Raw genomic sequence first — 25,582 nt, forward strand, 5'->3', positions numbered from 1 at the left:
ACGACGGAGCCTTCACACCATGCTGAGCGTGAACGACCTGTGCCTGCAACGCGGCGGCAAGGCGGTGCTGCATGGCATCGACCTGCAGGTGCCGCCCGGCGAAGTGACCGCGCTGCTCGGCGCCAACGGCGCGGGCAAATCGAGCACCGTGATGGCCATCGGTGGCGTGCTGCCGATCATTGGCGGGCGCATCGAGGTCGAAGGCCATGCGTTGCACGGCCAGCGGCCCGAGCGCGTGCGCGCACTCGGCGTGGCGGTGGTGCCGGAAGGGCACCGCGTGCTCGGCGATCTTTCGGTGCTCGACAACCTGCGTGCTGCCGCCACGGCGCTTCCCGCGTCGCGCGTGGCGGATGCCGTCGAGCAGATGCTCGCGGTGTTCCCCGAACTGCGCGTGAAGCTCGCGCTGCCCGCGCGTTCGCTATCAGGTGGGCAAAAGCAGATGGTCTGCCTCGCGCAGGCGCTGATCGGCAAGCCGCGCTACCTGGCGATCGACGAACTCTCGCTGGGGCTCGCACCCACCGTGGTCAAGCGGCTGGTGGACGTGGTGCAGCAGGTCGCGCGCGAAGGCGTGGGCGTGCTGCTGATCGAACAGTTCACCACGGTGGCGCTGGCCGTGTCGAGTCGCGCCTATGTGCTGGAGCGCGGGCGCATGGCCTTCGCGGGTTCGTCGGAAGAACTGCGAAGCCGGCCGGAGATACTGCACAGCAGCTATCTCGCGGCGGCCTGAAGAACGCCTGCTGGCGCGGCTTACTTCGGTGTGGCACCGGGCGTGGGCACGGTGTGGGGCTTGGCTTCGCGCGCATCGGCGCGGGCTTCGCCGGCCTTCTCCGTCTTGCTGGGCGTCGACACGGCCGAGCCTTCACCGCGCGCGGTGCTGCCGTCCTTGATGCGCACGGCGCCGGGTTGCTTGTTGTTCTTCTTGGCTTCGGCGGCGGCCTGCGGCTTGCTGTCGAAGTCGGCCTCGGCTTCCGCGCTGTGGCTGTGCGGTTGCTGCGCGAAGGCGGTGGAGAAGAAGGCGAGGGTGCCCAGGGCGAGCAGGGTGCGTTTCACGAAGAGGTCCTTTCTGTGTTGGAGATGGCTGCGTGATGTGGCCGTTTCCTCAACGAAACACATCACGCCCCCACTCTAGAAAGGCCAACCGCTCGCCGACCGACACGGCGATTACGGTTTTGTCATGCATCAACCGTGGAGCACGGCAGAAAACAGGATGCAGGCATCGCCGGCGATGGAGACCGCCGTTGGCTCGCCGTCCACCACGCCGACTTCGACGTGCACGATGCCGTCCCGGCGCAACGCGCGCCCCTGGCGACCCTGGAAGCGCAAGGCACGACCATCGTGAGGCATGAGCTTGTGGCGCACCAGATAGGCACCGAGCGGCCCGTTGGCGTTGCCCGTCACCGGGTCTTCCATGATGCCGATGGCCGGCGCGAACATCCGTCCGTCGGTGACCGCCTCTCCCTCGGCCGGTTGTTGAAATACGAAGTAGCCGTTGCAACCGATCTCCTTGCTCAGCCGGGAGAGTGCGGGCATGTCCGGGCGCAGTCCGTCGAGATCGACCTGCGGCATCAGAGGAACGATGACCTTGCTGTGTCCGGTCGAGACGACCTGCACCGGCAGCTCGCCCGGAACGTCGTTCTGCGCGAGCCCGAGCGCTGTCACGATGCGCTCGCGCAATGCACCTTCGAGCGGCGCTTCAAACACCGGGGCGCCCTGGTGCATGACGATCCGATGCCCGCCTGTGGCGCTTCGGGAGATGCCCACTGTCTGGATGCCGGCCCCGGTCTTCTGCCGCAGCGTCACCTCGTCGAGCTGCAAGGCCGTGGCACGCGCGAAGTGCGCGGCAATGGTGGCGTGGCCGCACAGCGGGACCTCGGTGGTCGGCGTGAAGTAGCGGATTCGCAGGTCGTGGTCGGCCGCGTCGGCACGCCACACGAAGGCTGTTTCGGAATGCTTGAGTTCGCGCGCCAGATCCTGCATTGCTTCATCGGACATGCCATCGGCATTCAGGACGACGCCCGCAGGATTGCCGCGAAACGGCGTGCGAGTGAATGCATCGACATGGAAGAGTGTTCGTTGGGTCATCGTCGTTTCAGCGGGTGGGACGGACTGCGCCGTGAGTGCGGCCACCATGGATGCCTGCACCGCGTAGCCCTTGCGGATGTTGGCAACGCCGAGCACCGTGCGTGCGGGGCGATGCGCGCCGAAGAAAGCGGCGCACATGCGGTCCGCCTCTTCCCAGTGGTTCAGGTCGGTGAGGTACAGCGTCAGTGAAAGCACCCGGGCCCGGCCACTGCCTGCAGCCTCGAGAACCGCATCGCAGTTGGCGAGCAACTGCTGCATCTGGTGGGCGAAAGCACTGTGCGCACCGACACGCTCGGGTGAGCGCGGATCGACCGGCAGTTGGCCTGCGACATGCAGCACGCCCTGGTGCAGGATGCCCTGCGCATAGTGTCCCAGTGGGGCCGGTGCCGTCGAAGGGGTGACGGCCGTGATGGCCTCCTCGCATGCTTGCTTTGTCATGGCACAGAGCTTGACGGTGCCGTCGCTTCAATGATCGGCATGAAAGAAATACACTCGTTCCTTGGAGGAATGAATGGCCGCAACACCCGATCTGCCGCTGGAACTGGTACGCGCTTTTGTCCGGGTGGCCGCGCACCAGAGCTTTGCGCGTGCCGCGCACGATTTGCGGATCACGCCTTCTGCCGTCAGCCGACAGATCAAGCTGCTCGAGCAGACCCTTGGGGTGCAGCTTTTCTTTCGCACGACCCGCACGATGTCGCTCACCGACGCGGGCATGACCTACCTCGCTGCAGCGCGCGAAGCATTCGACCGGCTCGAAGTCGCGGGTCAGGCGCTGGGCCGCATGCGCGACGAAGTGCGGGGCGAGTTGCGGATCAGCGCACCGGTGGCGTTCGGACGCCGCTACATCGTGCCGGTGCTGCCGGCGTTCATGGACCGCCACCCGAAGCTGTCGTTGGACCTGGTGATGACGGACAGCTTCGTGGACCTTGCGGCCGAGGGCGTGGATGTGGCCGTTCGCATCGGCAGGTTGGAAGACTCAGCCTTGCGTGCGCGCAAGCTCGCAGCGAACCGCCGGGTGCTGGTGGCCAGCCCGGCGTACATCAGGCGCCGGGGTTCACCCAAGACCATCGAAGACTTGAAGCAGCACAGCTGCATCGTCCTCACGGTCAACCGCGATGGCGAGCAATGGCGCTTTTCCGACGATCAGGGCCAGGAGTTTTCCGTCAAGCCGAAGGGCGTGCTGCGGGCCAACAACGGCGACGCGGTGCTCGAATTTGCCAAGGCGGGGCGCGGCATTGCGTTCCTGTCCGCAGTGCTGGTGCGCGACGCGCTGGAAGAAAAATCGCTGGTGCGCGTGTTGCCCAGGCACGGCGGTGCGGACGCCAGCGTGCATGCCGTCTTCCTGGTCGATCCGCTGCTGAATCCGAAGGTGCGCGTGCTGATCGATTTCCTGATCGACCTGCTCAAGCCGCCATCCGCAGCCTAGTGTGTGAGCGCAGGCGACGCGGCCCGTTCGGCCTCGCGCCGCTGGAACTCGCGCGGCGACACGCCGTACTGCGCCTTGAACACGCGGCAGAAATGCGCGCTGCTGTTGAAGCCCCAGGCAAAGGCAATCTCCGACACCGAGGTGCGGCGGCCCGCCGCATTGCGCAGCGCTTCGCTGCAGCGCTCCAGCCGCATCTGCCAGATGAAGCGGTCGAGCGTCTGGTCTTCGTCCTCGAACACGCGGTGCAGGTAGCGCTTGGAGCAGCGCAGTTGCTGCGCGATGAGGTCCAGCGACAGCGAGGGGTCGGCCAGGTGCGCGTGCACGAACTGCTTCACGCGCGCCTTCAGGACGCCCGGCACCGGGTGCGCACCGAACTGCTCGTCGGAATGCGTGGCCAGCGTCGATGCCAGCAGGCCCAGCACGGTGTCGCTGACCGAGCGGCCAACCGCGTTGGGCAACGAAGGCAACTGGTCGGCCAGTGAGGTCAGGAACGAGCCGAGCACCGCATAGAGGCCCTGCATGGCGGGCGTGTGCGCCTCGCAGGTGTGCAGGTCGGGAATCTTCATGCCCTTGAACTGCTGGCGCGGGATCGTGATGGCGAGCAGGCGCGAGCGCTCCGGGTTGGTGATGGCGTAGGGCACGCGCGGGTCGTACAGGCTCCAGTCGCCGGGGTGCAGGTGGAACTCGCGGTCTCGCTGCGAGATGTGACCATGGCCTTCGAGCTGCAGCACCAGCTTGTAGTGCTCATCGAGCACGATCTCGTGGCGCGTGTCGGGCCGCGCCACGCGGTGCGAGGGCGCCTCGATCATGAACATGCCGAGCGGCCCGAGTTCATAGGCGTCCATGCGCGCGTCGAAGGTGCCGGTGTCCAGGCACTGCACGCGCAGCGCGCCGAAGTACGACTCGTTGATGCGTCCCCAGCAGGCTTGCCGGTCCGCGGGGTGTTCGAGCAGCGTGCTGAAGTGGTTTGCGTTCATGCCGTGGGTCTCTGTGGTTGCGCCGAAGGCGCTTGCGCAGGATAGGCATGCAGGGGCTCGCCATCATCGGTGTTTCCACCCGGACCGAGGGGGCCGGTGCGTTCCCGGTACACACGCAGTGCACGCTCGGTCAATGAACGGGTTTGCCGCCGAGGACCTCGGCCATCAATGAAACCAGCCACTGGAGCCCCAGATCGCCGTCGCGGGCCGCCGTCCACAGCAGCGATACGGCATAGCTCGGCGTTTCGAAGGGCAGCGGGCTCACCGCCAGCCCGAGTGCATCGCGCCAGGTGGCCGCGGCGAAAGTGGGCACGGTGGTGATTGCGGGCATCTGCCGCACGATGAAGGGGTTGGTCGCGAAGTTTCGGCTCGAGAACACGACCTGGCGCGCAAGTCCCTGCTTGTGCAGCAGTTCGTCGACCAGGCCGCTCAGGTCCGCGCTGAAGGAGGTCAGCAGGTGCGGATGGCGCAGGTATTCCTTGAGCGTGAGCCGCTTGCCGCGCGCCTTGATGAGCGCGGGGTTGTAGACGCAGACAAACTGCCAGTCGAACAGCGCGCATTGCCGGTGCCAGGTGGCGCAATCGGTGAAGACGCCCACGGCCAGTTCGATCTCGGCCGCATCGAGCAGGCCGGGCGCCGTGGTGCGGTCGGCGGCGCGTGCGATCAGTCGCACGCCCGGCGCCTCGGCCGCCAGCCGCTGCATGAGCTGCGGCATCAGCGCGACTTCGAGTGCATCGCTCAGGCCGATGCGGAACACGCGCTCCGCCTTGGCGGGATCGAACACCGGCTTCGCATGCAGCGCCTGCTGCAGCGAGAGCAGCAGCGGCTCGATGACGCGCGCGAGTTCGAGCGCGCGCGGCGTCGGCGTCATGCCGTGCGAGGTGCGCACGAACAGTTCGTCGCCCAGGGCGACGCGCAAGCGCTTGAGCGCGCCGCTCAGTGCAGGCTGGCCGATGAACAGGCGCTTGGCCGCGCGGGTGACATTGCGCTCGTGCAGCAATGCGTGGAACACCAGCAGCAGGTTCAGGTCGAGCCGCCTGAAATCACTTTCGTTGATGTCGTTCATGGTTTCAAACGATTTGAATGATAGGCCCGCGATCCCTAACCTGAAGGCTCATCAGTCAACCAAAGGAATCGACATGGCTTCGGAACAACAGACAGTGGTGGTGGTCGGTGGCTCGTCTGGCGTGGGCCTGGAGACCGTGCGTCGGCTCGCGGCGACGGGGGCGCGCGTCATTGCGACGGGGCGGGACAACGGCAAGTTGCAGGACGCCATCGGCGGCATGGGACAGAACGTGAGCGGCGCGGCCTTCGATGCCAGCGACCGCGCGGCGCTCGATGCCTTCTTCGCAAAGACAGGGCCGATCGATCACCTCGTGCTCACGCTCAGCGGCGGCGAGGGCGCGGGCGAGTTCGCGCAGCTCGACCTGCAATCGCTGCGGCGCGGTTTCGAGGCCAAGTTCTGGCCGCAGCTCGAAGCGGCGCAGGCCGGTGCGCGGGTGCTGCGCAAGGGCGGCAGCATCACCTTTGTCACGGCGATCTCGGCGCGCAATGCACTGCCGGGCACGGCGGGGCTGGCCGCGATCAATGGCGCGCTCGAAGCGATGTTGGGCAGCCTCGCGCGGGAACTGAAGCCGAGCCGGGTGAATGCGGTGTCACCGGGCCTTGTCGACACGCCGTGGTGGGACCGCGTGCCCGCCGCGCTGAAAGACGACCTGTTCCGCCAGCAGGTCGAGACGCTGCCCGTCGGCCGCGTGGGGCAGCCGCAGGACGTGGCGCATGCGATCCAGTTCCTGATCGAGAACGGCTACACCACCGGCACCGTGATCGAGTGCGATGGAGGCCTGCGGCTTGTCTGAAAAAAAGAAGCGTCAGACCGCCGGCACGCGTCCGGCATCGGCCGGGTTCACGTTGCGCCGGTACAGCACCAGCGTCGCGATCAATCCGCAGACCGCGGCGGCCGTCATCCACAGCCCTGGCGCGCCCTTGTCGCCGGTCATCTCGATCAGCCCGGTCGCGATGGCCGGCGTGAAGCCGCCGAACACCGCCGTCGCCAGGCTGTAGGCCAGCGAGAAGCCGGCGGTGCGCACGTTGACTGGCATCACCTCGGTCAGCGCCACCACCATCGCGCCGTTGTAGCTGGCGTAGAGGAAGGACAGCCACAGCTCGACTTCGAGCATGCGCACGAAGCTCGGCGCGCCGACCAGCCACTTGAGCGACGGGTACGCGGTAAGGATCGTCAGCACCGTGAACACAATCAGCAGCGGCTTGCGACCCACGCGGTCCGACAGCGCGCCCATGATCGGCAGCCAGATGAAGTTGGAGATGGCCACGCACAGCGTGACGATCAGCGCGTCGGTGGTGCTCAGTTGCAGCACCGACTTGCCGAAGGTGGGCGTGTAGACCGTGATCAGGTAGAACGACACGGTGGTCATCGACACCAGCATCATCCCGGCGACCACGAGGCCCCAGTTGCTGATCATCGACTGGAAGATCTCGCGTGCGTCGGGGCGGTGCTTGCGCGCCAGGAACTCTTCGGTCTCCTGCAGCGAGCGGCGGATGATGAACAGCACCGGCACGATCAGGCAACCCACGAAGAAGGGCACGCGCCAGTAGAAGTCGCCGATTTCCTGCGAAGTGAAGGTCACGTTGAGCCAGTAGCCGAGCGCGGCCGCGACGACGATGGCCACCTGCTGGCTGGCCGACTGCCAGCTCACGTAGAAGCCCTTGTGGCCCGGCGTGGCCATCTCCGACAGGTACACCGACACGCCGCCCAGTTCGACGCCGGCCGAGAAGCCCTGCAGCAGCCGGCCGATGAGCACGAGCAGCGGCGCCACGAGGCCGATGGTGGCGTACGACGGCACGCAGGCAATGAGCAGCGTGCCTGTGGCCATCAGCGCGAGCGTGACGATCAGGCCCTTGCGGCGGCCGACGCGGTCGACGTACGCGCCCAGAAAAATCGCACCCAGCGGACGCATCAGGAAGCCCGCGCCGAAGGTCATGAAGGTCAGCATCAGCGAGGCGAACTCGTTGCCGGCCGGAAAGAACGCCTTCGAGATCTGCGTGGCGTAGAAGCCGAACAGGAAGAAGTCGAACATCTCCATGAAGTTGCCGCCGGTCACGCGCAGGACGGTGGCGAATTTCGAGGAGGAAGCGGTGGAAGAAGCGTGGGCGGCAGGGCCCTTTTGCGCGGCGGATGGCGCGGGATTCATCTTGTTGTCCCCTGTGGCATGTGTGTGTTTGCCGAGGGTAGGCCGGGCTTCCCGACCGCTGCCTGACTGCGGGAGTCAGGTAGCTGTCACGCGCTGGCCAAAGGGTAGCGGGCGCGTCGTCAGGTCTTGTACTTGATGGAGCAACCGTACGGCCGCGTGGTGGCGGCCGAGATCGGCTTGCCGCCGAAGGCTTCGCCCAGCGCCTGGTTCACGTAGTTGGTCGCGGTCTTGATGTCGGCGGGACGTGCCGACGCGATGCTGTCGATGCCGCCCGCGTACACCAGCGTGCCCTTGGGGTCGATGATGAAGATGTGCGGCGTGGTGCGCGCGCCGTAGACCTGGCCGATGAGGCCGTCTTCGTCCATCAGCACGGCGGTGGGCGCGGCTTTTTGCGACTTCATCCAGGCATCGAGCGCGGCCGGTTGCAGGTAGTCGCTGGCGGCGCGCTCGGTGGAGTTGATGGCGAGCCACACCACGCCCTTGTCGGTGGCGGCTTTTTGCGTGGCGGGCATGTTGCCGCTGTCGTAGTGCTTGCGCACGAAGGGGCAGCCGGGGTTGGTCCATTCGAGCACGACGAACTTGCCGGCGAAGTCCGACAGCTTGTGCTTGGCGCCGGCGGTGTCGACGGCCACGAAGTCGGGCGCCTGCTGGCCCACGGCGGGCGCGGCGAAGGCGGGGGTGCCCATCAGGAAGGTGGCGCCCAGCGCCACGGCGGCGGCGACGACGGCGCGGCGGGAAGCGCGGCTCAGGGCGGCACGGGCATGGCGCGCTGCGCGCAGGGAACGCGAGTCGGTGGATGGCGAGAGAGACATGGCCAGCTTGAACTCCAAAAGAAAATTCCAAACAACAACTGCAGCTTAGAACGGTTTCTTCAAGTGCGTGTGACAACCCATGTCATGGCGAGGATTTGCATTTGATGCTTTGTGGTCTTTGGTGGCGCTGCTGTTTGGGGCGCTGTTGTTCTTTCAGGGCGAGTGCGAATGACACCAGGTGCTCCCCTCCGCGAATGTCCCCCGCTTCGCTCCTCCTTTATTTCGCTGCGGGGAGCACCCGGCGTCATTCGCACTGGGCACGCTGCTATTGATCCTGCGATCAACGACCGCTCTGTCCAACGCTCACGTCGATACGGGGCTCTTTTTCGCTAAATAAAGGAGGAGCGAAGCGGGGGACATTCGCGAAAAAGAGCACCGTGTCGGCGGGAGCGTCGCCCTGAACAGCAGCAGCGCCTCAAACCAAACACAACGCGACAAACAGAAAAACAAGGTTTCATCCAAGTTCTCCTGCCGCGAAGTCAGAGTCTCGCCAGCGCGGCCCGAACCTCGTCCTTGCCCAGAATCTCGGTCAGCACGACCGGCGCCTTGCCCGGCGCCTGCAGCACGTACACAGGCACACCGCTGCGGCCCAGAGCCGTCAGCGCTGCCGTGATGGCGGGGTCGCGCCGCGTCCAGTCGGCACGCAACATGGCGACCTTCTTGGCGTCGAAGTCGGCCAGCACTTCGGCATCGGACAGCGTGCTCTTCTTGTTGTATTGGCAGGTCACGCACCAGGCGGCGGTGAAGTCGATGAACACCGGCTGGCCGGCGCCCGACAACTCGGCCACGCGCTCGGCCGACCAGGGCTGCCAGCGCTGCGTGCCGGCACCCGCGGATGCCAGCTTGGCGGGCTCCACGACCTGCAACACATTGCGGCCGATGGCGCCGGTCAGCAAGGCGGTGAAGGCGATCAGCACGGTCGCGATCACGACCCGCGTGCGGCCGCGCAGCGTGAGCGCCCAGACGATCGCGGCCATGCACACCAGCAGCGCCAGCAGCGTGCCGGCGCCGTCGATGCCGCTTTGCTGGCCCAGCACCCAGACCAGCCAGGCCACGGTGGCGAACATCGGGAAGGCCAGCAGGCGGCGCAGCGTGTTCATCCACGGCCCCGGCTTGGGCAGCAGGCGCGCGATGACGGGCACGAAGCTGGCCACCAGATAAGGCAGCGCCAGCCCGAAGCCGAGTGCCGCGAACAACAGCAGGGCCTGGCCAGCGGGCAGGCTGATCGCGAAGCCCAGCGACGCGCCCATGAAAGGCGCGGTGCACGGCGAGGCGATCACCACGGCGAGTACGCCGGAGAGGAAGTCGTTGGCCAGCGGGTGCTTGGCCTGCGCGCTGCAGACCGACGACGGCGCGGCGCGGCCGAACTCGAACACGCCCACGAGGTTCAGGCCGATCAGCGTGAACAGCGCGGCCAGCGCGGCCACCACGCCCGGCGACTGCAACTGGAAACCCCAGCCGAGCCCGGCACCGGCCGCGCGCAGCGCGAGCATGGCGCCGCCCAGCGCGAGGAAGGACAGCATCACGCCGCCCGTGTAGGCCAGCCCGGCCTTGCGGTGCGCGCTGGCGTTGCCCGCCTGCCGCGCGAAGCCCAGCACCTTGATCGCGAGGATCGGGAACACGCAGGGCATCAGGTTCAGCAGCAGGCCGCCGAGCAGGGCGCCCAAGAGGGCCATGATGAAAGTGGTCGAGGACGGGGCGTTCAGGTCAGCGGACGGTGCTGCCGCGCCCGTTGCCTTCGCCGCATTGGCGGTGAGCGCCGCCTGCAGCGCGGGCGACACCTCGGCGCGCTGCGGCGCGGCGGGCCAGTTGCCCGTGACAGGCGCTTCGGCGCGCCATGCGACCGGCTGGCCGGCCTGCCGGTCGGCTTCGGCCAGCGCCACCACCACCGGCATCACCGTGGGGCTGGCGCTGCGCTGGTCGGCCAGCGGCAGCGTTGCGGTCCAGGTGCCGCCTTGCCAGGATTGGGTCCAGTCCTTGCCGGAGACGGCGGCGGTGCGGATCACCTCGGGGGTCTCGGGGAAGAAGGCCAGCGTCTTGCCCTGCGCGGCGGCGGGGAGGCCTTCGAGCCGCACTTGCAGGTTGTTGCCATTGACCTCGATGGCGCCCGGTTTCGCCAGCGGCTGCGGCTGGGCGGCCTGCGCCGTGTCGAAATCGGCCTTGTGCAGCGCGGTCGAGCCCTGCAGCGGCAGGGACAGCGTGAACTCGCCCTCTTCGGGAATGCATTCCTTGCGGCACACCAGCCAGGACGCCTTGAGCTGGATGTCCATCGACGGCGTGCCGCCGGCGAGCGCCACGGGCGGCTTGTAGAGCGTCGACACCTCCAGCGGCACCGGCAGCAGCACGGTGTTTTCGTAGCCGTAGTTGGCGAGGTTGCCGACCGGGATCTTCTCGGGCACGGGCCAGGCGATCTCGCCGGTCGAGACGCCGGCCGGCAGCGTCCAGGTCATTTCGGTGGGCAGGCCCGAATCGCCGGCGTTCTTCCAATAGGTGTGCCACTCGGGCTTGTGGACGATCTGCAGGCCCACCCAGACCGGTGCGCCGGGCGTTACGCCATCGGGCGCGTGTGCGATCAGTTCGGCGCGCACATGGGGGGTGGTGACCACCGCGCCCGCCTTGGGCGTCAGTTGGGCCGCAGCCGGCATGCAGGCTGCGGTGGTTGCTATCAGAAGCGTAGCGAATTGGATGCGCGAAAAGATCATGCCGTCAGTCGGAGCATTCAGTGGGGGCGAAGTTCCGGCTGTTCTCAGGCCGCCGTGGGCGCCCAGCCCAGCACCACGCGCCGGCTGTTGGCGCTTTTCTTCTCGATCTTGGTCACGATCACCGCCCCGATTTCGGATGTGTTCGCAACATGCGTGCCGCCGCAGGGCTGGAAGTCGATCTGCGCGCCGTCATCGCCACCGCCGATGCGGATGGTGCGCACCGTGCCCGAGCCGCGCGGCGGCTGCACGCTCATGCTCTTGACCAGTGCCGGGTTGGCGTCGAGTTCTTCGTCGGTGATGGCGCCCACGACCAGCGGATGGGCCGCTTCAACCAGCCGCGCGAGGCCGGCCGTGAGCGCTTCCTTGTCGAGCGGATCGGTCATGTGGAAGTCGATGCGCGCGTAGTCGGGTGTGATCGAGCAACCGTTCACCGGCACCGGCACGAGGTGGCACAGCAGATGGGAGGCGGTGTGAAAACGCATCAGCCGGTGGCGGCGCTCCCAGTCGAGGCGGGCGGTGACGGTGTCGCCGGGCTTCAGCGCGGCGAGCAGTTCGGCCTGCTCGGGGGCCGGCACGTGGACGAATTCGTTGGTCGGCTGGCCTTCTTCGTTCTTGGCCTTGCGGGTGTCGGCAATCGCGAGTTCGCGGCCATCGGCCAGCACCAGCACGCCGGCGTCTCCAGCCTGGCCGCCGCCCAGGGGATAGAACACGGTGCGGTCCAGCACGATGCCGGTGTCGTCGATGCGCAGGATTCGGGCTTCACAGGTGCGCAGATAAGCGTCGGCGCGGAACAGGTCGTCGGTCATCCGGCGATGGTAGCGGCGATGCGCGAACAAGGTGCGCCCACGCCGGAAAGCGCCCACGACCGACAACCCCGGGCGCGCCGGTTGTGGATGATCCGGCCGGTATGCGGCGCCAGGCCGCGCAAGGATTTCGCATGAAAGCACCACAGCAAGCACCCACCCGCCGGGCCGATTCCGCATGGCGGATGCCCGCCCTGGCCCTCACGGCTGTCGCCACCGCGCTGCTTGTGGCCGGCTGCGGCGAGGCCGCCAAGCTCTCGCCCGAGGTCACGACCGGCCCGCGCCCGCAACTGGCCGAGCCCAACAAGACCCTGATTCCCACCGTCAACGTGGCACCCGCCATCGGCTGGACCGACACCGCCACGCCCACCCCCGCCGACGGCCTGCGCGTGACCGCCCTGGCGCGTGGCCTGGACCACCCGCGCTGGGTCTACACCCTGCCCAACGGCGACGTGCTGGTGGCCGAGAGCAACAAGCCGCCCGAGCCCGAAGGCAGCAGCGACGGCGGCAACGGCCTCATCGCCAAGGTGCGCAACTGGGTCATGGGCAAGGTCATGGGGCGCGCCGGTGCCGGCGTGCCCAGCGCCAACCGCATCACCCTGCTGCGCGATGCCAACGGCGACGGCGTGGCCGAGGTGCAAGAGGTGTTCATGTCCCACCTGATGTCGCCCTACGGCATGGTGCTGGTGGGCAACGAACTCTTCATCGCCAACGCCGATGCGCTGGTGAAGGTGCCCTACACCGAGGGCCAGACTTCCATCACCGCCACGCCCACGGTGGTGACACAGTTGCCCGCCGGCATCAACCACCACTGGACCAAGAACGTCATCGCGAATGCCGATGGCAGCAAGCTCTATGTGACGGTCGGCTCCAACAGCAACATCGGCGAGAACGGCTTCGCGGCCGAAGAGGGCCGCGCCGCCATCTGGGAAGTCGACACCAAGACCGGGCAGAAGCGCCTGTTCGCGAGCGGCCTGCGCAACCCCAACGGCATGGGCTGGGACCCGGACACGAACGCGCTGTGGACCGTGGTGAACGAGCGCGACGAGATCGGCAGCGACCTCGTGCCCGACTACCTCACGTCGGTGAAAGACGGCGCCTTCTACGGTTGGCCCTGGAGCTACTACGGCGGCATCGTCGATGCCCGCGTCACGCCGCAAAACCCCGACATGGCGGCCAAGGCCATCGCGCCCGACTACGCGCTGGGCGCGCACGTCGCACCGCTGGGCATGACCTTCTCGCACGCACGCGGCATGCCCGAGCAGTTTGCGAGCGGCGTCTTCATCGGCGAGCACGGCTCGTGGAACCGCAAACCCAAGTCGGGCTACAAGGTGGTGTTCGTGCCCTTCATCGGCGGCAAGCCCAGCGGGCCGCCGGTCGATGTGCTCACCGGCTTTTTGACCGCCGACGAAAAGGCCCAGGGCCGGCCGGTGGGCGTGGCGCTCGACAAGAGCGGCGCGCTGCTGGTGGCGGACGACGTGGGCAATGTCGTGTGGCGCGTGTCGCGCACCAAGCCCAACTGAGTGAGCCGCGCCGGCGGTCAGCCCCGGCGCGCCGTCGACAGGCGCGGCACGAGCTGTGCCACCGGCCCGTCGACCTGGCGCCGGCTGGTGTCGCCGCGCAGGTGGTCGAACAGCAGCGCAATGGCTTGCTGCGCGATCTCGTCCAGGTGCAGGTCCACGGCCGTGAGCGGCGGCACGCAGGTGCGGGCGCGCACGCCGTCGTAGCGCGTGGCGACCATCACGTCGTCCGGAATGCGCCGGCCCGATTCAAGGATGGCTGCCACCGTACCCGTGGCGAAGGCGTCCACCGGCACACAGAAGGCATCGATGTCGGGGTGCTCGGCCAGCAGCGCGAGCGCAGCCTTGCGGCCGCCGTTCTCGCCCTCCACCTCGTCGACCAGCGACAGCAGCGGCGCCTGCCCGCGCCCGGCGGCGAACGCCAGGTACGCCGCCCGGCCTTCCACATAGGAGTTGCGCTGGGCCGAGCCGAGGATCATCGCGACCTTGCGTGCGCCCTGCGCATGCAGGTGCTCGAGCAGCAGGCGCGTTGTCTGCCCCGAATGAATGTCGACATACGGCGGCAACGCCGCCCCGTCCGCGGCTTCTTCGGCCGGCTTGCCGATGGCCACCACCGGCAGGCCGCGCCGCAGCAGGTACGCCATGTTCGGGTCGCCCGCCGAAGGCTCGATGACCAGCGCGCCATCGACGTCCAGCAGCTCCATCGGCACCCGCCCGGTTTCCATGGGCGGTGCCAGCACCAGCGCCAGGCGGCGGTCGAGCGCCTCCGCGGCAGCGACCGCCGCCACCTCCATCAGGAAGCCGAGCCTCGACGGGCCGCCCGCCACAGCGAACGGCATCGACGACAGCAGCACGATCATGTGGGCCTCGCCAGTGCGCAGCCTTTGCGCATTGCGATTGGGCCGGTAGCCCAGCTTCAGCGCCGCCCTCTCGACGCGCGCACGGGTTTCCGCATCGACCTGGCCCCGGGCGTTGAGCGCATGCGAGACGGTGGTCGGCGACACGCCCGCTTCGCGTGCCACGTCCTTGATGTTTGCCCGCGGCGATGGATTGGTGCTCATCCCGTTGACCTTTTCAAAAAGCGGTGATTCAATTCCCAAATCGTTTTGGGGCTCGCTGCCACGGAATGTACCCCACCCGCTTCGGCGGCTTTTTTTGCCAGTGCTCCCAAATCGATTTGGGAGCAAGCCCGATCAAAGGATTCGATCATGTCCCGTGCCAGCGACGCCCCCGCCGTCGATGCAGTGCTGCCTGTTTCGCAACTGCTCCTGTTCGGTCTGCAGCATGTGCTGGTGATGGCGGCTGTGCCCATCACGTCCGTGTTCCTGGTGGCCAAGGCGCTGGGCCTGCCGGCCGCGCTCACGGTCAACCTGATCAGCGCCACCTTTCTGCTGTGCGGCGTGGGCACGCTGCTGCAGTCGTTCGGGCCATGGAAGTTCGGTGCGCGCCTGCCTTTCGTGATGGTGCCGGGCGGCGCGCCCATCGTGATGTTCGTGACCATCGCCCAGCAGCGCGACCTGCAGACCGCCTCGGGCGCGGTGATCCTCACGGCGCTGTTCTATTTCCTGGTGCTGCCGGTGTTCGCGCGCTGCCTGCGCTACTTTCCGAAGATCGTCATCGGCACCTTGCTGCTGCTGGTGTCCATCAACCTCGTGAAGGTGTACGGCGGCATCATCGCGGGCAAGGCCGGCACGGCCACCTTCGCCGACCCGGTGAACATCGGCCTGGCGCTCGCGACCATCGGCTTCACCGTGCTGTTCGCGCGCGTGTTCAAGGGCACGCTCGGGCAGCTTGCGGTGCTGCTGGGGCTGCTGGCCGGCACGGTGCTGGCGGCCGTCTGCGGGCTGATGGATTTCAGTGCCGTCGCGGCCGGGCCTCTGTGGAGCGCACCGACGCTGCTGCCCTTCGGCATGCCGCGCTTCGACCTGGTGGCGGCCGTGCCGCTGCTGATCTTCAGCGTCATCTCGATGGTCGAGGCCACGGGCCAGACCGTGGCGGTGGCCGAAGTGGTGGGCCGCAAGATCGATGCGCGCGACGTGGTGCCGCGCACCATTCGCGGCGACGCGCTGATGTCGCTGGCGGGCGGCCTGTTCGGCACGTCGATGATCATCACCAGCGGCGAGAACATCGGCATCGTGCGCGCCACCAACGTGCGCTCGCGCTACGTCACCGCGACGGCCGGCGTGATCCTGATCCTCATCGCGCTGTCGGCGCCGCTGGGCCGGCTGGCCAGCGCCATTCCCTCCGCCGTGGTGGGCGGCACCGCGATGGTGGTGTTCGCGATCATCGGCACGATGGGCATCGACATGCTGCGCAAGGTCGACCTGCACGAGCGCGGCAACATGTTCGTGCTGGCCGGCGCGCTGACCATGGGCCTGTTGCCCATCGTCGTGCCGGGCCTCTACAGCCGGTTTCCGGACACGCTGCAGCTGGTACTGGGCAATGGCCTGGCCATGGGCTCGCTCACGGCAGTGGTGCTCAACATGGTGTTCAACCGCGTCTCTGCCGAAAGCTCGGAAGGCGCCGAAAGCGCCGTGGCAGCGCCGGCCTCGCAATAGGGCGCCGCTTCGCGCGGTATGCCGCGCGCGCATCGCTTCTTCTTTCCTTTCCTGTCCTTTCTTTTTTTCACCATGTCTTCTGACCTTGATGCCGCGCTCTTCGCGGCCGACGAGCTGCTGCTCGTTCCCGAACACCTGATGCTGCGCGACGGCCCTGCGACCGGCCATGCCGTGCTGATGGCGGGCGGCCGGTTCCGCGATGTCGGCCCCGCCGACACGCTCATCGCCCGTCACACGCACCTCACGCCGCTGCATCTGCCCGGCAAGCTGCTGATGCCGGGAATGATCGATGCGCATCACCATCTCACGCAGTCCTTCGGCAAGTCGCTGGCCTATGGCGAGCCTTCCGAAATCTTCCGTCGCGTGTGGGTGCCGCTCGAGTCGAGCCTGGACGACGAGTTCGTCTACATGGCTTCCAAGCTGGCGGCGCTCGAATCGCTGCGCGGCGGTTTCACCACCGTGTGCGACGCGGGCACGCGCGCGCCGGGCGACATCGGCGCCGTTGCGGCTGCCGTGCAGGAGGCCGGGCTGCGCTGCGTGCTGGGACTGATCTGCAACGACGGCGGCAACGACAGCACCGCCGCCGACCGGCAAGCCATCCAGGCACACGCCGCACGCTTCCTGCAGCAGTGGTCGGATGCGGAGCTGGTGCACCCCTCGCTCGCCATCTCGGTGCCCGAAGCGGCTTCCGACGAGATGCTGGCCGCCGTGTCGGCCTTGTGTGCCGAGGCGCGCACCATCTTCCAGACGCACGTCAACGAACACCTTGCGTCGGTCGAACGTTCGGTGGTGCAGCGCGGCAAGCGGCCGCTCGAACTGCTGGCGCAACTGGGCGCGCTTGGCCCGCAGGTGTTGATCGCGCACGGCACGCTGGTCACGCCGTCCGAACTCGTGCTGCTGCGCGACACCGACACCGCCGTGAGCTACAACCCCGTCGCCAGCCAGTGGAAGGGCAACGCCGTGGCACCCGCGAACCTGATGGCCGCGATGGGCATCCGCTTCGGGCTGGGCACCGACGCCACGCGCAGCGACGCCTTCCGCCTGATGGACGCCGCTGAGGCTGCGCAGAAGCTGGCCTTTGGCCTGGCAATTGGCGACGCGTCGAGCGGCGGTGGCTGGACCTGGTTCGACCACGCAACGCACGATGGCGCGCGCGCCATCGGCCTGGACCACCTGATTGGCGAGATCGCCGTGGGCAAGGCGGCCGACTTCCTCATCGTCGATGTCGACACGCCGGAGATGTGCACTTCCGTCGATCTCACATGGGACCTCGTGCGCCTGGGAAATCGCGACCAGATCACCGCCGTGTTCGTCGCCGGCCGCCTGCGCCTGTGGGAAGGCTGGCCGCCCGACTGGGACGCGCGCGCGCTGCAACACCAACTGGCGCGTGTCGCCCATGCGGCGATGGACCGCGCGCCCATCGTGCGCCTGCACCCCACGGCGGCCGAACATCGCCGCCTGACCGTGGCGTCCGCCACCAGCACACGGAATCCGCAGTGAGTACGCAGCACCTCTTTCTCGTTTCCATCGCCGTGCTGATCGCCGCCTTCGTGCAGGGCGCGACCGGTGTCGGCTTCGCGTTGATCGCCGCGCCGGTGATCGGCATCGTGCGCCCCGACCTGCTGCCCGTGTGCGTGCTGGTGCTGATGCTGCCGCTGAACTTCTATGTGATGTGGCGCGAGCGCGGCGCCATCGACCGTGTCGGCGCGAGCTGGATCACCGGCGGGCGCATGCTCGGCACCGTCGGCGGCCTCTGGGTGCTGGCGGCGCTGAGCGCGAGCCACCTGTCGCTGTTCGTCGGTGCATCGACCATCGCGGCGGCGCTGGTCACCTTGATGATGCCGGCCTTCTCGCCGGGCCGCAGCGCCTTCGTGGCGGCGGGGCTCGTCACCGGCATCACCGAAACTGCGACCGGCATCGGCGGGCCGCCGCTGGCGTTGGTCTACCAACACCAGCCGGCGCCCACCATGCGTTCGACCATTGCGCTGTGCTTTCTGGTCGGCGAACTGGTGTCGCTGGTCACGCTGATGGTGACCGGCCGCATCGACGGCTCACAACTTCATGCAGCGGCCCAGTTGTTGCCCGCGCTGGTCGTGGGCGCGGTGCTCAGCCGCGTGGTGCATCAGCGCATCAACGGCCGCGTGTTGCGCATCTTCGTGCAGGTCTTTGCGATCGTGTCGGGCGCGGCGCTGCTGCTGCATTCATTCTGAGGCGTTGCGCGAGGCCAGCCATGCCGCGCGGCTGATGCGGTAGAGCCGGTGGCGCTTCAGCGCGTGCCCCTCGGGCACCAGTGGATGGTCGAAGGCGCCGGCCACGTCTTCGTGCATGCCGATGCGTTCCATCACTGCGGCCGAACGCAGGTTGCCGACGGCGGTGAAGGCCACGATCTCTTCCAGCCCGAGCCGGTCGAAGCCGACCTGCAACGCACCGCGTGCGGCTTCGGTCGCGAAGCCCTGGCCCCACGCGTGCCGTGCGAAGCGCCAGCCGATCTCCACGCAAGGCGAGAACGGCAGCGTGGCCAGTGGCGCGTTCAGTCCCGTGAAGCCGATGAATTCGCCCGACGCCTTGTGCTCGACGGCCCAGAAGCCCCAGCCGTTGCTGGCGATGAGGCCCCTGGCACGTTCGACCGCCGCGTCGCTGTCGGCGCGCGTCGGCAAAGGCAGGAGAAATTCCATGACCTGCGGGTCGGCGGCCATCGCGGCGAATGGCGCGAGATCGCTCTCGCGCCATTGGCGCAGCCGAAGGCGCGGGGTGTCGAATTCAATGAGTTCTGTCTTCATGCCATCGATTGTGTCGCAGCAAATATATGTCATGACGTGATATATTCGCGGCCGTTCCGACTGCACCCCCAACCATGGCCTCATCACGCAAGCTCGCCAAGAAAGACTTCGAGGCACTGTCCCAGTTCCGCTACCAGATGCGCCGTTTCGAGCGCTTCTCCGAGCGCGCCGCGCAGGGCGAGGGCCTCACGCCGCAGCAGTACCTGGTGTTGCTGCACATCAAGGGCGTGCCCGGGCGCGAGTGGGCTTCGGTGGGCGAGATTGCCGAACGCCTGCAACTGCAGCCGCACGGCGTGGTCGCGCTCGTCACCCGCTGCGAGGCGCTCGAACTCGTGCAGCGCCGGTCCAGCGAAACCGACCGCAGGCAGGTCGAGGTGCACCTGCTGGCCAAGGGCGAAAAGCTGCTGCTGCGGCTGGCCGAACTTCACCGCGCCGAACTGCGCTCGCTCAAGGGTGTGTTCGACGTGCCGCAGATTGATCTTCCCGAACAGCCATGACCCCAGCCTCCCATCCGCCGCGCGGCGACTTCGCGCTCAACACGCGCCTCATGCGCATCACCGTCATGGCCGCCGTCATCGGCGCCATCAGCACCGTGGCCGCGCGCGTGCTCCTCGACCTGATCCGCTTCTTCACCAACCTGTTCTTCTTCCAGACCTTCTCGCTGGCCGAGCATTCGCCGGCCACGAACACGCTGGGGCTCTGGGTCATCGCGGTGCCGGTGGTCGGCGGGCTCATCGTCGGTGTGGTGGCACGCTACGGCTCCGACAAGATCCGCGGCCACGGCATCCCCGAAGCCATCGAGGCCATCCTGTTCGGCAAAAGCAAGATGTCGCTGAAGGTCGCGCTGCTCAAGCCGCTGTCCTCGGGCATCGTCATCGGCAGCGGTGGGCCGTTCGGCGCAGAGGGGCCGATCATCATGACCGGCGGCGCCATCGGCTCGCTGATCGCGCAGCACTTCCACCTCACTGCGGCCGAGCGCAAGGCGCTGCTGGTGGCCGGCGCCACGGCCGGCATGACGGCGGTGTTCGGCACGCCGGTGGCGGCCGTATTGCTGGCCGTCGAGCTGCTGCTGTTCGAGCTGCGTCCGCGCAGCCTGCTGCCGGTGGCCGTGGCCTGCGCGGTGGCGGGCTTCACGCGGCCGTTGCTGATGGACGCGGGCCCGCTGTTTCCGCTGCAGACGGCCGTGCCCGGCCCGCTGGCCATGCTGTCGTGCGTGGTGGCCGGCGTGCTCTGCGGTGCGCTGTCGGCTTCGTTGTCGCTCTCGCTCTACAAGGTCGAGGACTGGTTCGGCAAACTGCCGGTGCACTGGATGTGGTGGCCCGCCATCGGCGGCCTGGCGGTCGGCATCGGCGGGTACTTCCAGCCGCGCGCGCTGGGCGTGGGCTATGACGTCATCGGTGACCTGCTGCACAACCACCTCGCGCTCGGCGTGGTGGCCGCATTGCTGGCGGTGAAGGCCGTCATCTGGGTCATCTCGCTGGGCTCGGGCACCTCGGGCGGCGTGCTTGCGCCGCTGCTGATGATGGGTGCAGGCCTCGGTGCGGTGCTGTCGCATGTGCTGCCCGGCAACGACCCGATGCTGTGGCCATTGGTCTGCATGGCGGCCACGCTCGGCGGCGTGATGCGCGCGCCGCTCACCGCCACCATCTTCGCCTTCGGCCTCACGCACGACAGCAATGCGCTGCTGCCGCTGCTGACCACCTCGGCCGTGGCCTACGGCTTCACGGTGCTGACCATGCGCCGCTCGATCCTCACCGAGAAGATCGCGCGCCGCGGCTATCACATCTACCGCGAGTACGGCATCGATCCGCTGGAGCGGCATTCGGTCGAAGAGGTGATGACGCGCGAGGTGCGCAGCATCGACGCGGCGCTGTCGGTGACGCAGGCGCTGTTCGAGTACTTCGGTGAAGGGCAGGCGCACCGCGCGTTTCCGGTGCTGCGCAATGGCGCGGTGATCGGCGTGGCCGACCGCGCGATGCTGGCCGCGCATGGCACCCACGACCCGCTTGCCACGGTCGGCGACGCGTGCGCCGACGCGCCGCTGTACTACGCGCTGCCGGGCGAGAACTGCCGTGCGGTGGCGAGCCGCCTCGCGCGTCATCGGCTCGAACGGCTGCCCGTGGTGAAGGATGCGCAGTCGCTCGCGCTGGTCGGCGTCGTGGCGCGCAGCGACCTCATCAAGCCTTCGCTCGCGCATTTCGACGAAGAGGAAAAGCGCGAGCGCATGCGCGGACTGCCGTGGCAGTCCATGTAGTTCAGAACCCGGCCAGAACCACCTTGCCCTGCGCCTTGCCGCTCTCGATGAGCGCATGCGCCTTTTTCAGGTTCGCCGCATTGATGGTGCCGAAGCTCGCATTCGCTGTCGTGCGGATGCGCCCCGCATCGACCAGCGCAGCCACCTCGGCCAGCAACGCGCCCTGCTCGGCGATGTCCGGCGTTTCGAAGCGCGAGCGCGCGAACATCATTTCCCAATGCAGCGAAATGCACTTGGTCTTCAGCGGCATCGCGTCGAACACCTTCATGTCGTCGATCACTGCGAGCTGCCCTTGGGGCTTGAGGCTTTCGATGATCTGCGCGTAGTGCTGCTCGGTCTGCGTGAGGCTGGCGACCATGTCGACTTCGCCGATGCCGGCCGCCTTGAGTTCGGCCGCGAGCGGCTTCGAGTGATCGATCACCGCGTGGGCACCGAGCGCCAGGCACCACGCACGCGTTTCGGCGCGCGAGGCGGTGGCGATCACGCGCAACTTCGTGAGCTGGCGCGCGAGCTGGATCAGGATGGAGCCCACGCCGCCCGCACCACCGGTGATCAGCAGGGTCTGGCCTTCGCCGCCGCCCTTGGCACCTGCAGGCGGTCGAACAGCAGTTCGTAGGCGGTGATGGTGGTCAGGGGCAACGCGGCGGCTTGCGCGTCGTCGAGGCTCTTGGGCGCGATGGCTGCGATGCGTTCATCGACCGCGTGCAGTTCCGAGTTGGCACCGGGGCGAGTGATCGAGCCGGCGTAATACACGCGGTCGCCCACCTTGAAGTTCTGCACGCCGCTGCCAATGGCCTCGACCGTGCCGACGGCGTCCCAGCCCAGCACCTTGGCTTGGCCGGCTTCGGGGGCGGCGTTCTTGCGGATCTTGGTGTCGACCGGGTTGACGGACACCGCCTTCACGCGCACCAGCAGGTCGCGCGCACCGGGCACGGGGGCGGGCAGCTCGATGTCCTGCAGCGATTCGGCGTTGTCGATGGGAAGGGGCTGGTAGTAGCCGATGGCTTTCATGGCAATGGACCTTTCTGGAACGATGCCTGAACTGTAGGATCGCAAGGCTGGTTTGATAAGCCCCATGAAACCAGCAACACTTTCAAATGAAAATTGAAAACATCTCGGACTTGCGGGTGCTGGTGCAAACGGCGCGCGGCGGCACGCTCACGGCCGCGGCCCATGCGCTGGGCATCACGCCGGCGGCCGCCAGCGCCACGCTCAAGCGGCTGGAGGCGCAGATCGGTGCCCGCCTGTTCGAGCGCTCCACGCGCGCCATGCGCCTCACGCCGCAGGGCCAGACGCTGCTCGACTACGCGGTGCGCGCCTTCGAGCTGCTGGACGAGGGCGAATCGCTGGTCACGGCCGACCGGGGCGAGTTGGTCGGCACGCTGCGCGTGGCCTCGCCTTCGGACCTCACGCGCAGCACGCTGCTGCCGTGGTTCGACGAATTCCTCGCGCTGCACACCGGCGTGCAGCTCTCGCTGTCGGTGGGCGACCGACCGCTCGACGTGATGCGCGACGAGGTCGACGTGGCGCTGCGCTACGGCGCACTGGCCGATTCGCGGCTGGTGGCACGGCCCCTGGCCACGACCAGCCCCGTGTTGACCGCCTCGCCCGACTACCTGCGCCGCCATGCCGTACCGAAGACACCGCAAGACCTGGTGCACCACAACTGCCTGACCTTCAACCGCTCCGGCCGTCGCCACCGCGTCTGGCGCTTCGCGCAGAACGGCCAGTGGACGGAAGTGCGCGTGAACGGCAACCGCAGCGTGGACGACGCCTCGCTCGCGCGCGAGTGGACCGTGGCGGGCCACGGCATCTCGCTGAAATCGGCGCTCGACGTGCGCGACGACATCCGCGAGGGCCGGTTGGTGCGGCTGCTGCCCGAGTGGGACACCGAGCCCTACCCGCTGCATGCGCTGCTGCCGAGTGGCCGTTTCGTGCCGGCGCGCGTGCGGGCCTTCGTCGATTTTCTTGCGTTGAAGTTCGAGGCGCTGGCGGCTGCCTAGCGTGCCGTCCCGCCGATACGCGAGAAAAGTCGATGTGAAGGTCGCGAACAGCTTCGTCGTGTCATGGTGCTCATCCGCGCACAGCACCAGCGCATTGTCTGGTGGATTCAGGTACAACCCGACCGCATCACGCGGATTCTTGATGAAGAATGCGTCGATGGATATCTTGAGGTAGCGATGCGCGCTGCTCTTGGAGATGCTCGTCTCTCCGGCTCGAAGTGGGGGAGTATTTTGCTCGGCGCCGAGATCGGTAAAGGGTTTTCACGTGGCCTGGGCCAATATCGGGCATTCAGTTGGCCTTGATAGCGTTCAGTACTTTCAAACACTCGCATATGACATTGCCGCTATCCACTCGCCAGCAATTGGTACTGGCCGAACAATATTTTCGAGCCGGGCAACATCGTCAGGCGGAGCTGATCCTGGGCCAGTTGGCGCTTGTTGACGGAAAGAATTCGCGAGTCCACGAGTTGCTCGGCTATGTATGCGGGAACGACGGACGGCTGGACGAGTGCGAGGCGCATCTGCTCGCGGCGTCTCGACTTCCGCAGTGCTCGGCGGAGGCACTTTTCTATTTGGGGAAAGTGCAGTTGCAGCGCGGTAGAGCCCGGGCTGCCATCAGTTCGATTCAGCGTTCGGTGCAGCAGGCGGGCGAGTACTTCGAAGGCCTGCACGAGCTTGGCGTTGCCCACAGTTCCCTCGGGGACCATCGGCGCGCGATCGAATTTTTTTCAAGGGCGGAGCGCAAAAAGCCTGATTCGTACGAACTGCACTACAACCTGGCCTCCTGCCTGCGCGAGTTGCATGCCTTTGACGAAGCCCTCGTTCGCTACGACTCGGCGCTTGCGCTCAATCCCGGGTTTTCGCGCGCCTTGTCCGGCCGAGCCTCGGTGCTTCTCGAGTTGGGTCGTGCGCAAGAGGCTCTGGAGAACCTCGACCGAGCCCTGGCGCTGGACCCCGAGAACGCGACGACATGGGCAGACCGCGCAAGATGCCTGGAGGCGCTGAAGCGGGAAGATGAAGCAGCGGCAAGTCTCGTGCAGTTGTCGCGCCTCGCCCCTTCGCAAGACTATGCCCGAGGCTACCGCCTCCTTGAGAACATGCACGCATGCCGCTGGAGCGGTTGGAACATGCTTGTTTCCGACACCGTCGCTCGTGCCGATGCGGGCGAGAAAGCGGCCCCACCATACACACTCCTGGCAACGCCTGCCAGCGCGGCCACGCAACTCGCCTGTGCCCGGACCTACGCGCGCGATCACTACCCGCCGCGTAGCCTTGCAGTTCAACCGCGCCGAACTGCCAGAGCGAAGCTGCGCATCGGCTATTTTTCGCCTGACTTCTACGACCACGCCACCGCGCAACTGACTGTCGGAATGCTTGAGCACCATGATCGCGAGCGCTTCGAGTGGTTCGGGTTTTCGATCGGGCCGACCGCTGCGGATGCGGTGACGCAACGCGTCGTGAAGGCCTTCGATCATTTCGTCAACGTCGAGCATGAAAGCGACTCCGGCATTGCCGAGATGGCTCGAAACCTCGAGCTCGACATTGCGGTTGACCTCAACGGCTTCAACGAAGGGGCAAGAACCAACATCTTTGCCTGTCGTGCGGCCCCCATCCAGGTCAACTACCTAGGGTATCCGGGAACGATGGGGTGCGACTACATGGACTACATCGTGGCCGACTCCCATCTGATCGGTCCAGACGACTATCGGCACTATGCGGAAAAGGTCATCCTGATTCCGGGGTCCTACCAGCCCAACGACGACAAGAAGCAGATCGCGGCGCTCGTGCCCGATCGCGCAGCAATGGGCTTGCCGGAAGACGGGATCGTGTTCGCCAACTTCAACAGCATCTTCAAGATCACACCAGACCTCTTCGATGTCTGGATGCGGATCCTCGCGAAGACGCCGCGCAGTGTTCTCTGGCTTTTGGAAGGAAGCGAGGGGTCGTCCGCCGCGCTTCGCTCGGAAGCCGCGCGCCGTGGCATATCGCCGGACCGACTCGTGTGGGCCAAGCGGCTGCCCTTGCCCCAGCATCTGGCGCGGCACGCGTGCGCGGATCTTTTCCTGGACACCTTTCACTACAACGCCCACACGACATGCAGCGACGCCCTGTGGGCAGGTCTGCCGGTGCTGACATGTCGAGGCGACACCTTCGCATCGCGGGTGGCCTCGAGCCTGCTGCGGACGTCGGACCTGTCCGAGCTCGTCGTCGACAGCGTGCCGGCCTACGAGTCGGCCGCCGTGACACTTGCCGAATCTCCAGAACGCTTGATCCAGTTCCGCGAGCGACTGGCTCGCGGCAAGGCTCACGCACCGTTGTTCGATACGAGCCGATCCGCCAGGTGCATGGAAGCGGCGTACGAGGCCGCGTGGGCACGGCACACGAACGGCATGCGTCCAGACCACATCCATGTTCGCGTCTAGTTGTGCGGCCCTTGCATCGACTTTGCTCGC

General features: G+C 67.2%; 21 protein-coding genes and 2 pseudogenes. 11 read left to right on the forward strand and 12 right to left on the reverse strand.

Features of this window, described 5'->3' with window-relative positions; all coding sequences use genetic code 11:
- Nucleotides 1–19: 19 nt before the first annotated feature.
- Nucleotides 20–727: an ABC transporter ATP-binding protein gene (locus H7F35_RS15610; protein ID WP_187113722.1), complete on the forward strand. Its 708-nt coding sequence runs from the start codon at nt 20–22 to the stop codon at nt 725–727.
- A gap of 20 nt (nt 728–747) precedes the next feature.
- Here the strand turns inward: H7F35_RS15610 and H7F35_RS15615 are convergent, their stop codons facing one another.
- Nucleotides 748–1,050 carry a hypothetical protein gene (locus H7F35_RS15615; protein ID WP_187113723.1) on the reverse strand — a complete coding sequence of 101 codons (303 nt, stop codon included), beginning with the start codon at nt 1,048–1,050 and terminating at the stop codon, nt 748–750.
- Nucleotides 1,051–1,179: 129 nt separating this feature from the next.
- Nucleotides 1,180–2,520, reverse strand: coding sequence for a PhzF family isomerase (locus H7F35_RS15620; protein ID WP_187113724.1), 1,341 nt, complete (start codon nt 2,518–2,520; stop codon nt 1,180–1,182).
- Nucleotides 2,521–2,593: 73 nt separating this feature from the next.
- Here H7F35_RS15620 and H7F35_RS15625 point away from each other — a divergent pair, with 73 nt between their 5' ends.
- Nucleotides 2,594–3,508, forward strand: a complete 915-nt coding sequence (locus H7F35_RS15625) for a LysR family transcriptional regulator (RefSeq protein ID WP_187113725.1) — start codon at nt 2,594–2,596, stop codon at nt 3,506–3,508.
- Here H7F35_RS15625 and H7F35_RS15630 read toward each other — a convergent pair.
- Nucleotides 3,505–4,485, reverse strand: coding sequence for a helix-turn-helix domain-containing protein (locus H7F35_RS15630; protein ID WP_187113726.1), 981 nt, complete (start codon nt 4,483–4,485; stop codon nt 3,505–3,507). The genes H7F35_RS15625 and H7F35_RS15630 overlap by 4 nt on opposite strands.
- 130 nt (nt 4,486–4,615) lie before the next feature.
- Complete coding sequence (locus tag H7F35_RS15635; RefSeq protein ID WP_187113727.1) at nt 4,616–5,551, reverse strand: LysR family transcriptional regulator; 936 nt, start codon at nt 5,549–5,551, stop codon at nt 4,616–4,618.
- Between the two features lie 73 nt (nt 5,552–5,624).
- Here H7F35_RS15635 and H7F35_RS15640 point away from each other — a divergent pair, with 73 nt between their 5' ends.
- Nucleotides 5,625–6,344 (forward strand): SDR family oxidoreductase, encoded by a 720-nt coding sequence (locus tag H7F35_RS15640; RefSeq protein WP_187113728.1) that lies wholly within the window; start codon nt 5,625–5,627, stop codon nt 6,342–6,344.
- Between the two features lie 12 nt (nt 6,345–6,356).
- Here H7F35_RS15640 and H7F35_RS15645 read toward each other — a convergent pair whose 3' ends face one another.
- The 4 genes from H7F35_RS15645 to H7F35_RS15660 form a co-directional block, all read right to left on the reverse strand.
- Nucleotides 6,357–7,697 carry an MFS transporter gene (locus H7F35_RS15645; protein ID WP_187113729.1) on the reverse strand — a complete coding sequence of 447 codons (1,341 nt, stop codon included), beginning with the start codon at nt 7,695–7,697 and terminating at the stop codon, nt 6,357–6,359.
- Between the two features lie 119 nt (nt 7,698–7,816).
- On the reverse strand, nt 7,817–8,509 hold the full coding sequence (locus H7F35_RS15650; protein WP_187113730.1) for a thioredoxin family protein: 693 nt from the start codon (nt 8,507–8,509) through the stop codon (nt 7,817–7,819).
- A 479-nt stretch (nt 8,510–8,988) separates the two neighbouring features.
- The gene (locus H7F35_RS15655; RefSeq protein ID WP_187113731.1) at nt 8,989–11,211 is read right to left on the reverse strand and encodes a protein-disulfide reductase DsbD family protein; all 2,223 of its coding nucleotides are present in this window, start codon (nt 11,209–11,211) and stop codon (nt 8,989–8,991) included.
- 44 nt (nt 11,212–11,255) lie between these two features.
- On the reverse strand, nt 11,256–12,017 hold the full coding sequence (locus H7F35_RS15660) for an alanyl-tRNA editing protein (protein WP_187113732.1): 762 nt from the start codon (nt 12,015–12,017) through the stop codon (nt 11,256–11,258).
- 131 nt (nt 12,018–12,148) lie between these two features.
- On the opposite strand from H7F35_RS15660, the gene H7F35_RS15665 reads away from it, so the two are divergent.
- Complete coding sequence (locus H7F35_RS15665; protein ID WP_187113733.1) at nt 12,149–13,537, forward strand: PQQ-dependent sugar dehydrogenase; 1,389 nt, start codon at nt 12,149–12,151, stop codon at nt 13,535–13,537.
- Nucleotides 13,538–13,554: 17 nt separating this feature from the next.
- On the opposite strand, the gene H7F35_RS15670 is transcribed toward H7F35_RS15665, so the two are convergent.
- A complete protein-coding gene (locus H7F35_RS15670) occupies nt 13,555–14,595 on the reverse strand; it encodes a LacI family DNA-binding transcriptional regulator (RefSeq protein WP_187113734.1) in 1,041 nt (346 codons plus the stop codon).
- 147 nt (nt 14,596–14,742) lie between these two features.
- On the opposite strand from H7F35_RS15670, the gene H7F35_RS15675 reads away from it, so the two are divergent.
- The 3 genes from H7F35_RS15675 (at nt 14,743) to H7F35_RS15685 (ending at nt 18,302) form a co-directional block, all read left to right on the forward strand.
- A complete protein-coding gene (locus H7F35_RS15675; protein WP_187113735.1) occupies nt 14,743–16,092 on the forward strand; it encodes a uracil-xanthine permease family protein in 1,350 nt (449 codons plus the stop codon).
- A gap of 72 nt (nt 16,093–16,164) precedes the next feature.
- Nucleotides 16,165–17,592, forward strand: a complete 1,428-nt coding sequence (locus H7F35_RS15680; RefSeq protein ID WP_187113736.1) for an amidohydrolase family protein — start codon at nt 16,165–16,167, stop codon at nt 17,590–17,592.
- Nucleotides 17,589–18,302 carry a sulfite exporter TauE/SafE family protein gene (locus H7F35_RS15685; RefSeq protein WP_187113737.1) on the forward strand — a complete coding sequence of 238 codons (714 nt, stop codon included), beginning with the start codon at nt 17,589–17,591 and terminating at the stop codon, nt 18,300–18,302. Before H7F35_RS15680 ends, H7F35_RS15685 begins: the two co-directional genes overlap by 4 nt.
- On the opposite strand, the gene H7F35_RS15690 is transcribed toward H7F35_RS15685, so the two are convergent.
- The gene (locus H7F35_RS15690) at nt 18,294–18,872 is read right to left on the reverse strand and encodes a GNAT family N-acetyltransferase (RefSeq protein ID WP_187113738.1); all 579 of its coding nucleotides are present in this window, start codon (nt 18,870–18,872) and stop codon (nt 18,294–18,296) included. The genes H7F35_RS15685 and H7F35_RS15690 overlap by 9 nt on opposite strands.
- A 74-nt stretch (nt 18,873–18,946) precedes the next feature.
- On the opposite strand from H7F35_RS15690, the gene H7F35_RS15695 reads away from it, so the two are divergent.
- A complete protein-coding gene (locus H7F35_RS15695) occupies nt 18,947–19,369 on the forward strand; it encodes a MarR family winged helix-turn-helix transcriptional regulator (RefSeq protein ID WP_187113739.1) in 423 nt (140 codons plus the stop codon).
- Nucleotides 19,366–21,126, forward strand: a complete 1,761-nt coding sequence (locus H7F35_RS15700; protein WP_187113740.1) for a chloride channel protein — start codon at nt 19,366–19,368, stop codon at nt 21,124–21,126. The genes H7F35_RS15695 and H7F35_RS15700 overlap by 4 nt, the downstream gene beginning before the upstream one ends.
- Before the next feature lies 1 nt (nt 21,127).
- On the opposite strand, the pseudogene H7F35_RS15705 reads toward H7F35_RS15700, so the two are convergent.
- A pseudogene (locus tag H7F35_RS15705) lies at nt 21,128–22,137 on the reverse strand (zinc-binding alcohol dehydrogenase family protein).
- Nucleotides 22,138–22,223: 86 nt separating this feature from the next.
- On the opposite strand from H7F35_RS15705, the gene H7F35_RS15710 reads away from it, so the two are divergent.
- The gene (locus H7F35_RS15710; RefSeq protein ID WP_187113741.1) at nt 22,224–23,129 is read left to right on the forward strand and encodes a LysR family transcriptional regulator; all 906 of its coding nucleotides are present in this window, start codon (nt 22,224–22,226) and stop codon (nt 23,127–23,129) included.
- A 69-nt stretch (nt 23,130–23,198) separates the two neighbouring features.
- On the opposite strand, the pseudogene H7F35_RS15715 reads toward H7F35_RS15710, so the two are convergent.
- A pseudogene (locus H7F35_RS15715) lies at nt 23,199–23,342 on the reverse strand (IS630 family transposase); the annotation flags it as partial.
- 119 nt (nt 23,343–23,461) lie between these two features.
- Between H7F35_RS15715 and H7F35_RS15720 the strand changes: the two are divergent.
- Nucleotides 23,462–25,552 (forward strand): tetratricopeptide repeat protein, encoded by a 2,091-nt coding sequence (locus H7F35_RS15720; RefSeq protein WP_187113742.1) that lies wholly within the window; start codon nt 23,462–23,464, stop codon nt 25,550–25,552.
- Nucleotides 25,553–25,582: the final 30 nt, after the last annotated feature.

It is taken from the genome of Variovorax sp. PAMC26660 (genome assembly GCF_014302995.1).
Taxonomy (GTDB): Bacteria; Pseudomonadota; Gammaproteobacteria; order Burkholderiales; family Burkholderiaceae_C; genus Variovorax.